This is a genomic window from Caryophanon tenue (assembly GCF_001700315.1).
GTDB classification, from domain to species: Bacteria; Bacillota; Bacilli; order Bacillales_A; family Planococcaceae; genus Caryophanon; species Caryophanon tenue.
Window position 1 is genome coordinate 197,468 of record NZ_MASJ01000003.1, and the last position, 15,913, is coordinate 213,380.

The following is a 15,913-nucleotide window of genomic DNA, read 5'->3' on the forward strand; positions in this document are numbered from 1 at the left end:
AAAATGCCACCCATTTAGTATGGGGGCATTTTTTTATTCAATCTGCTGTTCTTCGCGTTGCTTTGGGCTAAAGCCAATTTGGGTAGGGCGTTCACGCGGCGTCATATTAATAATAAAGTAGCCGACAATTAATACTAAAATGACAAATGCAAAAATAAGGGTGTGCTGCGGGTTATCGTGCTCGACAATAATTAGGCGAATCATGGCTGTAATGCCTATGTAAATAAAGTAACGCAGCGGGAAATGATAATCCTCTTTAAAGTATTTGACAATCATCGTAATGAACTCGAAGTATAAGAAGAATACTAAAATTTTCGCTAAAAATACCGTATAGTCTGTTTCTGGCGTATTAAATAATAACACGATGAATTTTAAAAGCTCCCGCATCATTAAAAATGACAACACGAGCGCTAAAATAACGAGTGCCGTATTTAAAATAGCTTGTAACACTTTCGAGATGATTTTTTTGATTGGAATGACGTCTTTTGCCATATGTATCAATCCTCCTTTTATTAAGTATACGCTACGTTGCGCATTCTAAAAATAGCTATACAACTGTTGTATTCGTTTTCATAAAAATAAATATGTGTAAAAACGTAAAAAAAGCGTCCACCCAAGAATATTTTCTCGGATGAACGCTTTCGATATAGGCTTACACTTCCATAATGATTGGTAAAATCATTGGACGACGTTTTGTTTTTTCATATAAATATGGTCCAAGAACGTCTGTAATGTCATTTTTCAGCTCTGTCCATTGTACATCTTTTGCTTGTACAGTGGCTTGTAAGTGCTGGTTTAACATTTTTTGTGCTTCATTAATCATTGTGCCTGATTCGCGCATATAAACGAAGCCACGAGAAATAATATCAGGACCTGATACGATTTTTTGTTTCTTCATATCAACGCTTACGACAACAATGACTAAACCTTCTTCTGAAAGAATGCGACGGTCACGTAAAACGATATTACCAATATCGCCAATACCGCTACCATCAATGTATACATCGCCTGAAGGAATGCGGCCTGCAACGTGTGCTTCTTTCGCACTTAACGCTAACACATCACCATTTTCCATAACGAATGTATTTTCTTCTAGTACGTCACAGTCAACCGCTAGCTTCGTATGCATTTTTAACATGCGGTACTCACCGTGGATTGGCATGAAGAATTTAGGCTTCATTAAACGAAGCATTAATTTTTGTTCTTCTTGTGAACCGTGACCAGAAGTGTGGATATTGTTTAATTTGCCGTGAATAACGTCAGCGCCTGCACGGTAAAGTAAGTTAATAATTTTGTTTACGCTACCTGTGTTACCAGGGATTGGTGAAGATGAGAAGACAACTGTATCACCAGGCTGAATTTGAATTTGACGGTGAGTGCCGTTTGCGATACGTGAAAGTGCCGCCATTGGTTCACCTTGAGAGCCTGTACATAAAATCATCACTTCATTTGCTGGTAAGCGATTAATGCTTTGCGCATCAATAAACGTTTCACGTGGTGCTGTAATATAGCCTAAATCACGCCCGATTGTAATGGCATTATCCATTGAACGACCGAATACAGCAATTTTACGACCATGTTTTACAGCAGCGTCTGTTACTTGTTGAAGACGATCGATATTTGATGCGAACGATGCAAAAATAATACGACCTTCGACTGTGCGGAAAATATCGTTGATGCTTTCGCCAACTTTGCGTTCCGACATTGTGAAGTTCGGCACTTCTGCATTTGTACTATCCGATAATAAACATAGTACGCCGTCGCGTCCGATTTCAGCCATTTTCGTTAAGTTTGCTGGTTGTCCAACTGGTGTAAAGTCAAATTTGAAGTCACCTGTGTGCACGATGTTTCCAGGTGGTGTTTTAACAACAACACCGTATGCGTCTGGAATACTATGTGTCGTACGGAAAAAACTCACAGATGTTTTACGGAACTTAATGACATCTTCTTCTTGAATCTCAATTAACTTTGTCGTACGTAATAAACCATGCTCATCTAACTTGTTACGTAATAAGCCTAATGCTAGTTTACCACCGTATACGGGTACATTAATTTGACGTAATAAGTAAGGAATACCACCGATGTGATCTTCATGTCCGTGCGTAATAAATAAACCTTTAATTTTGTCTACATTGCGCTGTAAGTACGTGTAATCTGGAATCACGTAGTCAATGCCTAGAAGGTCATCTTCTGGGAATTTAATACCGGCATCAATTAAAACGATTTCGTCTTGAAATTGAACACCGTACGTATTTTTACCGATTTCGCCTAGTCCGCCGAGTGCGAAAACAGCAGCCTGATCATTTTTTACAAATTTCATCAGGATTAAATGTTCTCCAATTTGAAGTTCGGGCTATTTTGCTCGTACTCTAAGTAGTTGCCTTCAAGTAATTGAATGAACTCGATGTTATAGTTGCGGTCTTTTAGTTTTGTACGAACATCGCGCTCGTTTGTTGCCTCTAGGTATAGCGATTTTGTGTTTTCACGAACAGGTACTTCTAGCGCATCTTCTTGATAATAAACTTTGTAAATCATGTTTTGCTCTCCTTTAAAACGTTCAGTATTATTGCATTATGGCAAGTATATGCCGAAAAATTAATGCATTTCCTTTATATTATCACGCGGCTACTCTAAAATAAAGAAAGGAGTTGCTTTTTTCATTAGCAACTCCGTAAAAGAAAGAAGAAAATGGTGCAGTTTTTTTGTCTGGCGACGGCTTTACAAGCGCTCCCTAGACACTATGCAATCGTTTTTTTATTAAGGATGCCATTTAGCCGTCTCAAAATTTTGCGTTTGATTCGTTTTAACATGGCACATCACTCCTTACATTCATTATAATCTAAATTTTCTAATAAGTAAATTATAATACTTTCTAATATTAAAAGATAGGGGACCAAGTACTATGCAGCAAAAATTATTATTTTTCGATGTGGATGGCACATTATATAATAGCGATAAACAACTACCAGCCTCGGCGAAACAAGCAATCACGCAAGCAAAACAAAACGGACATATCGTAGCGATTGCGACAGGTCGAGGGCCATTTATGATTGACCATATACGTCAAGAGTTAGATGTGCAGACTTTTGTCTCATATAACGGTCAATATGTTGTGCACCAAAATGAAGTTATTTTTACAGATGGTTTAACGAAGGAAGAGCTGTCAGCGATTATTGCATTTGCGAAAAAACGTCACGAGCCAGTGGTGTTTATGACAGCAACAGAAATGATTGCGTCTGTGCCGGAGCATGCACACATCGGACAATCTCTGGCAACGCTGAAATATGACTATCCACGAGTGGACGCGACATATTTTGAGCATAGCCCAGTCTACCAATTATTATTGTATGTAACAGCGGCAGAGGAAGCGGTATATAAAGAAGCATTTCCGCATGTGCAACTTGTGCGCTGGCATCCATATTCATGTGATGTTTTACCAAAGGAAGGATCGAAAGCACGCGGTATTCAAAAACTGGCAACTGCGCTTGGCTTTTCAATGGAAGATGTCATTGCATTTGGCGATGGTTTAAATGACGTACAAATGTTGCAAGCAGCAGGTGTTGGTGTTTGTATGGGCAACGGACACCCTGAAGCAAAACGTGTCGCAGATATCGTCGTTGGTCATGTCGATGAAGATGGGTTAGCAAAAGCGATGCAGCAATTACAATTAATTTGAATCGTAAACCGGTGAAAGGGCGACAACCTTTTCGCCGGTTTTGTTGTTTTTTGACATGTTTTAGTGCGCTTTCGTTGTGGAATGGACAAAGGTGTATAAAAAATGCTACCTGCAATATGCAGATAGCAAATAACGATTAACGTTCGAATGGCGTACCGTTTTCAACTGGACCAAAAGGCTCTTTTTTATTGATGCGGTCATAGAACATCACACCGTTTAAATGGTCAAGCTCATGCTGGAAGGCAATCGCTGGCAATCCTTTTAAACGTACTTTATGTTCTTGCCCATCAAGGTTTTTATATTTAACCGTAATACGTGCGTGACGAGGCACATAACCCGGTACATCACGGTCAACTGATAAACAGCCTTCACCTGATGTAATATATGTTTGTTCAACAGAGTGGCTAACGATTTTAGGGTTGATCGCAACGAAGCTTACGAACTCATCATCTTCACCTGGTAAATGTAGGGCAAACATGCGCTTAGGTACGTTAATTTGGTTTGCAGCTAAGCCAATACCACCACGTAAATTATATTTTTCAGCGATTTCAGGGTCTTGACTATTTTTAAGAAACTGCAACATATCCTCCGCGATTTGGCGTTCTTCGGCTGTTAATGGAAAGGTCATCTCTATCGCTTTTGTACGTAGCGTTTCGTGACCTTCGCGGATAATGTCATCCATTGTAATCATTTTACATACTTCCTTTCAATGCGTGTGTCTTTAGTATACATCACGAACGGTGGCATGTTAGTGAAAAACTTTCGAAAACTGCAATGGGAAAACTTGTTATAATACAGAAAAAATAGAAAAATAGTACAGTATAGTACAGTTTTTGTGAACGGACAAAGCAACAAGAAATGTGTATTTTATTTGAAATTTATTGATTGACCGATACAGTTTTATAACGTATACTGCTGAATATAGCTTAGTTGTACTAATATTAAATTTAAAAATTATAATACAGATGATAAACAAAGGAGATGGAATACGATGGCTGAAAACAAAAAATTCGATCCACAAGCATTAGTCGAGGAAATCGAAAGCAAGTTTGAATTGTTCCAAATTTTAAATGAAGAAGGCGAAATCGTTAATGAAGCAGAAATGCCAGAGCTTTCTAACGAGGAATTAGTGGAGTTAATGACACGTATGGTATACACGCGTGTACTTGACCAACGTTCGATTTCACTAAACCGTCAAGGTCGTTTAGGTTTCTATGCACCAACTGCAGGACAAGAAGCATCGCAAATTGCGTCGCATTTCGCACTTGAAAAACAAGACTGGATTTTACCGGGTTACCGTGACGTACCACAAATTATTTGGCACGGCTTACCACTTGCGAAAGCATTTTTATTCTCTCGCGGTCACTTTGCGGGTAACCAAGCTCCTGAAGGCGTAAATGTGTTATCACCGCAAATTATTATCGGTGCACAATACATTCAAGCAGCAGGTGTTGCACTTGGTCTTAAAAAACGTAAAGCAGATGCAGTTGCAGTCACATACACAGGTGACGGTGGTTCTTCACAAGGGGACTTCTATGAAGGGATTACATTTGCAGGTGCACAAAAATCACCAGCCATCTTCTTCATTCAAAACAACCAATTTGCGATTTCAACGCCTCGTAGCGTGCAATCAGTTGGTAAAACATTAGCACAAAAAGGGATTGCAGCAGGTATACCATCTGTTTATGTAGATGGTATGGACCCATTAGCTGTTTATAAAGTAACAAAAGATGCTCGTGAGCGCGCAGTTGCAGGTGAAGGGCCAACATTAATCGAAACATTATGTTACCGTTACGGGCCACATACAATGGCAGGGGATGACCCAACACGCTACCGTACAACAGACACAGATAATGAATGGGTAGCAAAAGACCCATTAGTACGCTTCCGCAAATTCTTAGAAGCAAAAGGTTTATGGGATGAAGCGAAAGAAGAAGCAGTAATTGAGCGTGCAAAAGAAGAAATTAAAGAAGCAATCAAAGAAGCAGATAAAGCACCGAAGCAAAAAGTGTCAGAGTTAATTAACAACATGCACCGCGGTGACTTACCATATAACTTAAAAGAGCAATTAGAAATTTACTTAGAGAAGGAGTCGAAATAAGCCATGGCACAAATGACGATGATTCAAGCAATTACAGACGCGCTACGTTGCGAATTACGAGATGACGAAAACGTTCTTGTATTCGGGGAAGACGTAGGTGTAAACGGTGGGGTATTCCGTGCAACTGACGGATTACAAAAAGAATTTGGTGAAGACCGCGTATTTGATACACCATTAGCAGAGTCAGGTATCGGTGGTTTAGCAATCGGTTTATCATTAACAGGTTTCCGCCCTGTTCCTGAAATCCAATTCTTCGGCTTCGTCTATGAAGTAATGGACTCAATTAGCGGACAATTAGCACGTATGAGCTATCGTTCAGGCGGCGTGTATAACGCACCAGTGACAATCCGTTCACCATTTGGTGGCGGAGTACACACGCCAGAAATGCACTCAGATTCATTAGAAGGTTTAATGGCGCAGCAACCAGGTTTAAAGGTTGTTATTCCATCAACACCGTATGATGCCAAAGGGTTATTAATTTCATCAATTCGTGATAACGACCCAGTTATTTTCTTAGAGCACTTAAAATTATACCGTTCATTCCGTGAAGAAGTACCGGAAGAATCATACACAATTCCATTAGGTAAAGCAGATGTAAAACGTGAAGGTTCAGATTTAACGATTATTGCATACGGCTTAATGGTACATGAAAGCTTAAAAGCGGCAGAAGAATTAGAAAAAGAAGGTCACTCAGTAGAAGTAATCGACTTACGTACAATTCAGCCATTAGATATCGAAACAATTATTGCATCTGTTGAAAAAACAAACCGTGCAATCGTTGTACAAGAAGCACAAAAGCAAGCGGGTATTGCAGCGAACGTTGTAGCAGAAATTACAGAGCGCGCTATTTTATCGTTAGAGGCACCAGTACTACGCGTAGCAGCACCAGATACAGTGTATCCATTCCCACAAGCAGAGGGCGTTTGGTTACCGACACATAAAGATGTATACGAAACAGCGAAAAAAGTTTTAACATTCTAATAAACGAGGTGAGCATTGTGGCATTTGAATTCAGATTACCGGATATCGGCGAGGGTATCCATGAGGGCGAAATCGTAAAATGGTTCGTAAAAGCAGGCGATAAAGTTCAAGAAGATGATATTTTATGCGAAGTACAAAATGATAAAGCGGTCGTAGAAATTCCATCTCCGGTTGAAGGTACGGTAGAAGAAGTACTTGTAGCAGAAGGCACAGTCGCAGTTGTAGGCGACGTATTAATTCGCTTAGATGCACCTGGTTATGAAGATTTAAAACTAAAAGGTGATGACCACGCAAGTACAGAGACGACAGAAGCACAAGTACAAGCAACAGCTGAAGCGGGTCAAGATGTGAAAAAAGAAGAAACACCAAAAGCTGAAAAAGCAGAAGCGGCAGCTCCAGTAGCGACAGAAGCAGTAGATGCTGACCCAACGAAGCGCGTTATTGCGATGCCATCTGTACGTAAGTTTGCACGTGAGCAAGGTGTGGATATTAAAGCGGTAGCAGGTACAGGTAAAAACGGTCGCATTATCAAAGATGATATCGAAGCGTTTTTAAATGGTGGACAAGCGCAAACTGAGGAAGTAGCTGTCGAAACACAAGAAGTAGCAACAGAAGAAACAGCAGCACCACAAGCAGCAGCTCCAGTCGCGCTTGAAGGTGAATTCCCAGAAACACGCGAAAAAATGTCTGGTATGCGTAAAGCGATTGCTAAAGCAATGGTACACTCGAAGCAAACGGCACCACACGTAACATTAATGGATGAAGTGGATGTAACAGCACTTGTCGCACATCGTAAAAAATTCAAAGAGCTTGCAGCAGAGCAGGGCGTGAAATTAACGTATTTACCATACGTTGTGAAAGCATTAGTGGCAACTTTACGCAAGTTCCCAGAATTTAATCGCTCATTAGATGACGAAACACAAGAAATTATTCAGAAACACTATTATAATGTAGGTATCGCGGCTGATACGGACCGAGGTTTATTAGTACCAGTAATTAAGCACGCTGATCGTAAATCAGTATTTAGCTTATCAAATGATATTAATGACTTAGCGACAAAAGCGCGTGACGGCAAATTAGCACCACATGAGATGAAGGGCGCATCGATGTCGATTACAAATATCGGCTCTGCTGGCGGTCAATGGTTTACACCAGTAATTAACCATCCAGAGGTTGCAATTTTAGGAATTGGACGAATTTCTGACAAACCTGTAATAAAAAATGGTGAAATTGTAGGTGCACCTGTGTTAGCATTATCATTGAGCTTTGATCATCGAATGATCGATGGTGCCACTGCACAAAATGCTTTAAATTATTTAAAGCGTTTGTTAGGTGAGCCAGAACTTTTATTAATGGAGGCATAATAAAATGGTAGTTGGAGATTTCCCAATCGAGTTAGATACTCTAGTAGTTGGATCAGGCCCTGGTGGTTATGTAGCGGCAATCCGCGCAGCACAAACAGGTCAAAAAGTAACAGTTGTTGAACGTGGTACAGTTGGGGGCGTATGTTTAAACGTAGGTTGTATCCCATCAAAAGCGTTAATTTCAGTAGGTCACCGTTATGAGCACGCAAAACATTCAGATGATATGGGTGTTATTGCAGATGTGAAACTTGACTGGTCAAAAGCACAAGCATTCAAAGATGGCGTAGTTAAGAAATTAACTGGCGGCGTAAGTTCTTTATTAAAAGGCAACAAAGTTGATTATATCGAAGGTGAAGCATACTTCGTAGATGCTAACACTGTACGTGTAATTAATGGCGACAATGCACAAACTTACACATTCAAAAATGCGATTATTGCGACTGGTTCTCGTCCAATCGAGATTCCAACTTTCAAATTCACTGATCGCGTAGTTTCTTCTACAGGTGCTTTATCATTCCCAGAAGTACCAGAGAAATTAGTTGTAATCGGTGGTGGTTACATCGGTACTGAGTTAGGTTCTGCTTACGCTAACCTAGGTTCTCAAGTAACGATTATTGAAGGCGGCAAAGACATCTTAGCTGGTTTCGAAAAACAAATGACTCAAGTCGTTAAAAAAGGTCTTAAAGCAAAAGGCGTTGAAGTAATCGTTGGCGCATCAGCAAAAGGCGTTGAAGAAACAGAAAACGGCGTAATCGTATCATACGAAGCTGGTGGCGAAGAGAAAACAGTAGAAGCTAACTATGTGTTAGTAACTGTAGGCCGTCGTCCAAACACAGATGAAATGGGTCTTGAAGAAGTAGGGATTAAATTCGCTGAGCGTGGTTTATTAGAAGTTGATAACCAATGCCGTACGAATATTCCAAACATCTATGCAATCGGTGATATCGTTGCTGGTCCACAACTTGCACACAAAGCATCATACGAAGGTAAAGTTGCTGCAGAAGCAATTGCTGGTGAACCATCAGTAGTTGATTACTTAGCAATTCCAGCTGTATGCTTCACAGATCCAGAAATGGCTACTGTTGGTTACAACGAAGAGCAAGCGAAAGCTGAAGGCTTCGAAGTAAAAGCTGCGAAATTCCCATTCGCTGCAAACGGTCGTGCATTAGCGTTAAACCAAACAGAAGGTTTCGTGAAACTTGTTGCGCGTAAAGAAGATGGCTTATTAATTGGCGCTCAAATCGTAGGTGCTGGTGCATCTGATATGATCGCTGAAATGGGTCTAGCTATCGAAGCTGGTATGACAGCTGAAGATATCGCGTTAACTATCCATGCTCACCCAACATTAGGTGAAATTACAATGGAAACTGCTGAAGTATTATTAGGCAACCCAATCCATATCGTTTCTAAATAATTAATTTGTCATAAAACTCGCTAGAAGCTTGTCTTCTAGCGGGTTTTTTTGTCATGTTTCATTAAAAATATCACAAAAATATTTCATTTTATTTAAGAATGTAATAAAAGCGTCATTGACCGTGCTTTTTCTGATAGGATATAAGCAGATTACTCGAAATTACTCATTAATAATGGCATATTAAGTAGTAGAAGTAAGACGTCTGTACAAATGTAAGCGTATACCATTTGTGGCGTTTTGATGAAAATTTTCTACGGTGATGATGATCGACAGTAGCGGAATTGTTAGAGAGGTAGATGATGATGTGCACGTAAATGTTTTTTACGCACAATGATTAAAGAGGGGAGACACGTATGACGGATCGTTATAGGACTTTTATGATTTTAGCTGAATGTAAATCATTCACTGAAACAGCAAAGCGATTATTTTGTTCACAGCCGACTGTATCACAACATATTCAGCAGTTGGAAAATGAATATAATTGTAAATTAATTAAACGTCATAAACGTGCTATTGAATTAACAGATAAAGGACAGCTTTTATTGCAATATGTTGAGCGTATGCATCATTTATCGCAAGAACTTAAACATAAAATGGATTCATTAATTGCAACAGAATCTCATGTCAGTTTGTACATGAGTCATTATATTGCCAGCCATTATTTTGAACAGTTATTTCAAGGTGCACAGGCGTTAACATCGACATATCCATGTGAAATGAATAGTATGGAATACGAAAAATTAAAAAAGAGCTTATTTGAAAAGCATGCGAAATTTGCAGTGATGTCGATCTATGAAGATGATCCGATTATTGAGGAGCAATTTCATATAGACATTTTATTTGAGGAAAACTTTGTACTTGTTGTCGCGCCGGAACATCCATTAGCATCACGTAAAGTTGTTTATGTAAAAGATTTAGAAGAACAAGCTGTACTGCTGCCACATAGCACACATATCGCTGAGGATATTAAGCAAGTCATTCAAGCGAAGGAAGTGTCTGTTTATTATATGAACATGACAAACTTTGATTTAATTCATAAAGCAGTTCAACAAGGATTAGGTTTAGCATTTTTACCAGAGAAAATGGTGGAGAATGACCCGGCTGTAAAAATAAAGCATGTAAAAGGATTGAATATTCGTAGGAAGGTAGCGATTGTAAAAGATAAAGAGCAATTGCTAACAGCTGGCGAAGAAGCATATTATGCACATATAAAAGAACGTTTATCGACACAAGTCGCCATTTAATCGTTTTTGGAGTATACATCCACACAGTGTATACTTCTTTTTTGCGCTTATATTGTAACGGAACTGGGAAAAGGTATGTAGTAATATGTAGAAAGGAAGAAGCGTATGGAATATATATTAGCCGTTTTTATCGGCATTGGTTTAAGTATTTCAGCAGGTTTTCGTGTCTTTACACCGATGTTATTAGCATCGATTGCAGCGAAGTTTGGATGGCTACCATTAGCAGCAGGCTTTGAGTGGCTTGGCAGTACGCCCGCACTAATTGCTTTAGCGTTAGCGACATTGTTAGAGGTCATTAGTTATTATGTGCCAGCCTTTGATAACTTTATGCGTGGCTTGTCAGCGCCGTTAGCAGCGATTGCTGGGACATTGATGACCGTGTCTGTAATTGGCGTGGAAGATTCTGCGTTTTTATCATGGGGCTTAGCCTTCGTAACAGGTGGTGGCGCAGCGACGCTTACGAGTTTAACAAATACAGCGGTGCGTGGAACGTCTACCGTTACGACAGCTGGTTTAGCGAACCCGCTTGTATCAATTATAGAAGATATTTCGGCAGTAGTATTACCGATTGTATCGATTATATTTCCACTAGTCGTTATTGTCATGCTTATTATTGTGATGATACTATTTGTAAAATTTTTCAATAAAATAAAAAACACCCGTCAACATCGTTTAAATTAAGTATAATGAAAGTACAATCGATAAAGGGGTGTCGGTATGGATTTACAATTGGATGGGAAAGTAGCAGTCGTAACAGGTGGTAGTAAAGGCATTGGCTTTTATACAGCAAAAACGTTATTACTGGAAGGGTGTCATGTGGTGATTTGTGCGCGTGGCGAAAAGCAATTGCAAATTGCAGCCAGCTTATTACAAGAAGAAACGGGCAAAGCAGTCAGCATCGTACGTGCCGATATTACGAAAAAAGAGGATTGTGAAGCAGTTATTGCAGAAGCCATTAAACAATATGGACAACTTGATATTGTGATAAACAATGCGGGTACATCATGTGCCACGAATTTTGAAATGGTAACAGATGAGCTATGGCAAGATGACTTGAATTTAAAGCTATTTGGTGCTATCCGCATTGCACGCGCAGCATTATCACATTTAAAAGAGCGTACGGAAAGTGCTATTGTGAATATCGTATCGTCAATGGCTAAAACACCACCAGCGAATAGCCTGCCAACGACGGTTAGTAGGGGCGCTGGTTTAGCAATGACGAATGCGATGAGTAAAGATTTAGCACAGTATAATATTCGTGTGAACGCAGTTTGCGTTGGCTTAGTACGAAGCGAACAAATTGAGCAGTCATGGCAAAAGCATTATCCGAAACATTCATGGGAACAGTATTCTGCGATGCAAGGAGAAAACATTCCATTAGGGCGTATTGGCGAAGCGCAAGAAGCAGCTAATGTCATTGCATTTTTAGCGTCTCCAGCTGCTTCTTATGTAACAGGGACAGCGGTTAATGTTGACGGCGGCTCAGCACCGGCGTTATAACATACATACTTTATGTATATTCAACTCTATGACTTGAGCAATAGCGATTATAGAATTTGGTAGGAGAAATGATTGGGTTTCTCCTACCTTTTTATATTGTTCTGCGCTTTTTGATCGGGGATAGATTTTGCTATAGAAAATCAGCGCTTTTAATGGAAAGCGCCACGTAATGGCTAGAACTTTGATATATTAGAATAAAGGGGGGAGGATGTAGTACATGCGAAAATTTATAAAAATTATCGTTCAGATTGCTGTGTTATGTGTATTTAATGAACTGGGACAACTAATCGTTAATACATTCAATCTTGTTTTGCCAGGCAGTATTATGGGACTTATTTTATTATGGCTTTGTTTATACACAAAATTAATCAAGGTGGAATGGATTGAAACAGGGGCTGGTTTTTTATTGATGTATTTGACGTTGTTTTTCATTCCAACGACGATTGGTGTTATTGAATATCCAGAGCTTTTATCAGCGCCTGGTTTATATTTAATGGCAGCGGTTATTGTGAGTACGATGGTGACAATTGCCATTGCGGGTATCGTTAGTAAATGGCTCGAAAAGAAAGAAGTACATAGAGAGGAGTCGCAATGATGTTAGTAGCTGTTATAAGTTTAGTGGGAACGGTGTTGTTATTTTTAGCGATGATGACCTTACATAAAAAATATCCAACACCATTTTTATTGCCCGTATTAACAACGACGTTTATTATTTGTATACTCTTAGTCATGTTTAACATCCCGTATGCGTCTTATATGGAAGGAGCGGACTGGATTTCGAAATTGCTAGGTCCAGCAATTGTTGGTTTAGCATTCCCGTTGTATAACCAACGTGCGCTTATTTTCCGCTATAAAGTAACGATTATTAGTGGGCTTGTTGTGGCAATGATTGCGGGTCTTGTTAGTGTGTTTGCATTTTTAAAACTAGGAAATGCGTCAGAAACGTATATATTAACAGCTATTCCTAAGTCGATTACGACACCCGTAGCGATGGAAATTAGTGGTTCTTTAGGTGGCATTAGTCCGATGACGGTCGTATTAGTGATGGTTGCTGGTTTTACAGGTGCATTTAGCGCGCCACTTATTTTTAAAATTTGTCGTATTGATTCAGCAATTAGTAGAGGACTCTCTGTAGGAGCGGCTAGTCACGGAGTAGGTATTTCTAAACTGGTCGATTACGGAGAGCAAGAAGTGTCAATTGGCTCGTTATCAATGGGAATTAGTGCTGTTATCGGCGCGTTTTTATGTCCGTTATTTGTTAATCTGTTTATGTGAAGTAGGTTTAAAGTAATGTGTAATAGAGAATTTGAAACGTAAAAATCTTTTTTCCTGAAAAAGATTTTTACGTTTTTTTTATCTATTTTTTTGTATGTTTTTGATTTCCTTTAATTCCCTTTGTATAGGGTTTTGGATGCTAAAATGCTTGTTTTTAGTTTTGAATTTTCTGGAAAATATTCTTTTGAATTGATTCTTTGGAACTGAAAATTGTATATATATGATTTTTTTATAGAGATATTATAAGTAATCGCATGTTTCTAAAGTTTAAGGACGGGAAAGTCAATTGTAAGCATTTGTAGTTACGAAGATCAAAAAGATGATACAAATGTATTGATTTCCTTACTGGGAGGTACAAAGAAGATGGCTAAAAAGAATAAAAATCGTAGTATTTTTATTGCTACCTCTGTAGCAATGTCTTTAACTGCAGTCGCTCCAATAGGCGTACAAGGTAAAATGATTAACGGGAAGTTTACTGATGTACAAGATAACTATACACATGCTGAAGCGATCTATGGTTTAGCAGACCGTGATGTGTTTACGTATATGTTAATTGATGTACATGGTAATGTATCAGATGCTGAAACGATTACAATCAATATAACAGGCGGCGGAACGTATATGATTCCGAATCCTACACAAGGAACAACGTACTCAATTCCATCGTCAAGTAGTGGTAGCGGTGGTATTAGTAGTAACATCGCACCACTTGAATACTATATCTCTGAACAAGAGCCAGAGCTTGCAAGTGACATTGATCCAACGCAATTTGGTTTAGCGTAAACAACTAAAAAATCTCCGTCAGCAATTTGCTGGCGGAGGTTTTTTCTGTTTAATAAATGGCGCGGCGCTCTTGGATGACGCGAATGTTTTGAAGCGTGTCATCTTCTAAGCCTTGAACAGGTAAGCCGGCCTCAATGTTTTCTTGAATGAAGTCAATCGTTTCTTGTGTGATGACCTCACCAGGGATAAAGATGGGAATGCCTGGTGGGTACACCATGATGAATTCAGCAGAAATGCGGTCGTGTGCGTCTTTTAGCGGAATGATTTCTGTTTCAGCATAAAAAGCATCACGTGGTGACATTGAAAGTGCTGGAATTTCTGGTACGTTGACATTCGTTTCGGTAATAACAGCTTCAGAATCGAACGCTTGTGACATGCGTTGTAGCGCGTTAACAAGCAAGTTCATTTCTTTTTTCGTGTCGCCCATTGTTACTAAACATAAAATATTGTAAAGGTCTGATAATTCGACTTCTAAGTTGGCGTTATAGCGTAGCCATTCTTCAGCTTGATGTCCGGTAATGCCTAAATCTTTAACGCTAATTAACAGCTTTAACGGATCCATATCAAATGTAGCGGAAGAATGTAGCTTTTCACGTCCGACACAGTATAAATGTGGAATGTTATTAATACGTTTACGTGTGTCTTGTGCTAAGCGAATAGCTTCGTCAATTAAATCGTAACCATGTACGGCTAATTGACGACGTGCTGTGTCAAGAGAAGCAAGTAACGGATATGATGTTGACGTTGTCGTTAGCATCGATAAAACGGTTTGTACACGCTTAGCGGATACTAAACCTTCACGTACATTGAGTACAGAACTTTGCGTCATTGAGCCACCGAGCTTATGTACGCTCGTTGCAGCCATATCTGCCCCTGCTTGCATCGCTGATAACGGAAGGTCGTCATGGAATTTCATTAGCACACCATGCGCTTCGTCTACGATAACAGGAATGTTACGCGCATGAACGATGTCGACAATGCGCTTTAAATCGGCTACAAAGCCAAAGTACGTAGGGTTGATAACAAGTACTGCTTTTGCATCTGGATACGTCTCTAGAGCCCTTTCTACAGACTCTGGCGTAATGCCATGTGAGATACCAAGCTCCGTATCCACTTCAGGGTGGATGAAGATTGGAATCGCTCCAGAAAATACAATTGCAGACATGATCGATTTGTGCACATTACGTGGCACAAGGATTTTGTCTCCTTGCCCAACAACAGACATAATCATCGTCATAATGGCACCACTAGTACCTTGAATCGAGAAAAATGTATGGTCAGCACCAAAGGCCTCAGCAGCTAATTGCTGTGCTTGCTTAATTGCGCCTTTTGGTGAATGTAAATCATCTAATGGAGCAATATTGATTAAATCGATTGATAAAACGTTGTCCCCGACAAATTCGCGGAAAGCTGGGTCGATTCCAGCGCCTTTCTTATGACCTGGAATATGGAATTGAATCGGATGTCTATTACGATGTTTCAGTAAAACATCAAATAACGGAGTCTCTAATTGTGACAACGCAGGTACCACCTCACTTATAAAATAGTAGAAAAATTTTAAAAACAAATGCATTA

The 15,913-nt window shown here is 39.5% G+C and carries 16 protein-coding genes; 11 read left to right on the plus strand and 5 right to left on the minus strand.

Annotated features, from left to right (window positions below):
* Positions 1-33: 33 nt before the first annotated feature.
* The 3 genes from psiE to A6M13_RS04105 all read right to left on the minus strand — a co-directional run bounded on the left by psiE (position 34) and on the right by A6M13_RS04105 (position 2,535).
* Entirely contained in the window at positions 34-492 is a 459-nt protein-coding gene (gene psiE / locus A6M13_RS04095) for a phosphate-starvation-inducible protein PsiE (RefSeq protein ID WP_066543112.1), read from the minus strand.
* Positions 493-652: 160 nt separating this feature from the next.
* Positions 653-2,320 carry a ribonuclease J1 gene (gene rnjA / locus A6M13_RS04100; RefSeq protein WP_066543115.1) on the minus strand — a complete coding sequence of 556 codons (1,668 nt, stop codon included), beginning with the start codon at positions 2,318-2,320 and terminating at the stop codon, positions 653-655.
* Positions 2,321-2,325: 5 nt separating this feature from the next.
* Positions 2,326-2,535 carry a DNA-dependent RNA polymerase subunit epsilon gene (locus A6M13_RS04105; protein ID WP_066543117.1) on the minus strand — a complete coding sequence of 70 codons (210 nt, stop codon included), beginning with the start codon at positions 2,533-2,535 and terminating at the stop codon, positions 2,326-2,328.
* A 367-nt stretch (positions 2,536-2,902) separates the two neighbouring features.
* Between A6M13_RS04105 and A6M13_RS04110 the strand changes: the two genes are divergently transcribed.
* Complete coding sequence (locus tag A6M13_RS04110) at positions 2,903-3,676, plus strand: Cof-type HAD-IIB family hydrolase (RefSeq protein WP_066543119.1); 774 nt, start codon at positions 2,903-2,905, stop codon at positions 3,674-3,676.
* A gap of 136 nt (positions 3,677-3,812) precedes the next feature.
* Here A6M13_RS04110 and def read toward each other — a convergent pair whose 3' ends face one another.
* Positions 3,813-4,367, minus strand: a complete 555-nt coding sequence (gene def, locus A6M13_RS04115; protein ID WP_066543121.1) for a peptide deformylase — start codon at positions 4,365-4,367, stop codon at positions 3,813-3,815.
* A 300-nt stretch (positions 4,368-4,667) separates the two neighbouring features.
* Between def and pdhA the strand changes: the two genes are divergently transcribed.
* The 10 genes from pdhA to A6M13_RS04165 all read left to right on the plus strand — a co-directional run bounded on the left by pdhA (position 4,668) and on the right by A6M13_RS04165 (position 14,338).
* The gene (gene pdhA, locus A6M13_RS04120; protein ID WP_066543123.1) at positions 4,668-5,777 is read left to right on the plus strand and encodes a pyruvate dehydrogenase (acetyl-transferring) E1 component subunit alpha; all 1,110 of its coding nucleotides are present in this window, start codon (positions 4,668-4,670) and stop codon (positions 5,775-5,777) included.
* A 3-nt stretch (positions 5,778-5,780) separates the two neighbouring features.
* A complete protein-coding gene (locus A6M13_RS04125) occupies positions 5,781-6,758 on the plus strand; it encodes an alpha-ketoacid dehydrogenase subunit beta (protein WP_066543125.1) in 978 nt (325 codons plus the stop codon).
* Between the two features lie 17 nt (positions 6,759-6,775).
* Positions 6,776-8,122, plus strand: coding sequence for a dihydrolipoamide acetyltransferase family protein (locus A6M13_RS04130; RefSeq protein WP_066543127.1), 1,347 nt, complete (start codon positions 6,776-6,778; stop codon positions 8,120-8,122).
* Positions 8,123-8,126: 4 nt separating this feature from the next.
* A complete protein-coding gene (gene lpdA, locus A6M13_RS04135) occupies positions 8,127-9,536 on the plus strand; it encodes a dihydrolipoyl dehydrogenase (protein ID WP_066543129.1) in 1,410 nt (469 codons plus the stop codon).
* A 353-nt stretch (positions 9,537-9,889) separates the two neighbouring features.
* Positions 9,890-10,780, plus strand: a complete 891-nt coding sequence (locus tag A6M13_RS04140; protein WP_066543136.1) for a LysR family transcriptional regulator — start codon at positions 9,890-9,892, stop codon at positions 10,778-10,780.
* Positions 10,781-10,885: 105 nt separating this feature from the next.
* Positions 10,886-11,461 carry a DUF4126 domain-containing protein gene (locus tag A6M13_RS04145; RefSeq protein ID WP_066543139.1) on the plus strand — a complete coding sequence of 192 codons (576 nt, stop codon included), beginning with the start codon at positions 10,886-10,888 and terminating at the stop codon, positions 11,459-11,461.
* Positions 11,462-11,497: 36 nt separating this feature from the next.
* Positions 11,498-12,280, plus strand: coding sequence for an SDR family NAD(P)-dependent oxidoreductase (locus tag A6M13_RS04150; RefSeq protein WP_066543141.1), 783 nt, complete (start codon positions 11,498-11,500; stop codon positions 12,278-12,280).
* Positions 12,281-12,497: 217 nt separating this feature from the next.
* A complete protein-coding gene (locus A6M13_RS04155) occupies positions 12,498-12,875 on the plus strand; it encodes a CidA/LrgA family protein (RefSeq protein WP_066543143.1) in 378 nt (125 codons plus the stop codon).
* Positions 12,872-13,555: an LrgB family protein gene (locus A6M13_RS04160; protein ID WP_066543144.1), complete on the plus strand. Its 684-nt coding sequence runs from the start codon at positions 12,872-12,874 to the stop codon at positions 13,553-13,555. Before A6M13_RS04155 ends, A6M13_RS04160 begins: the two co-directional genes overlap by 4 nt.
* A gap of 363 nt (positions 13,556-13,918) precedes the next feature.
* Positions 13,919-14,338 carry a hypothetical protein gene (locus A6M13_RS04165; protein ID WP_066543145.1) on the plus strand — a complete coding sequence of 140 codons (420 nt, stop codon included), beginning with the start codon at positions 13,919-13,921 and terminating at the stop codon, positions 14,336-14,338.
* Between the two features lie 49 nt (positions 14,339-14,387).
* Here A6M13_RS04165 and A6M13_RS04170 read toward each other — a convergent pair whose 3' ends face one another.
* Complete coding sequence (locus A6M13_RS04170; protein WP_066543146.1) at positions 14,388-15,857, minus strand: aminotransferase class I/II-fold pyridoxal phosphate-dependent enzyme; 1,470 nt, start codon at positions 15,855-15,857, stop codon at positions 14,388-14,390.
* Between the last annotated feature and the right edge of the window lie 56 nt (positions 15,858-15,913).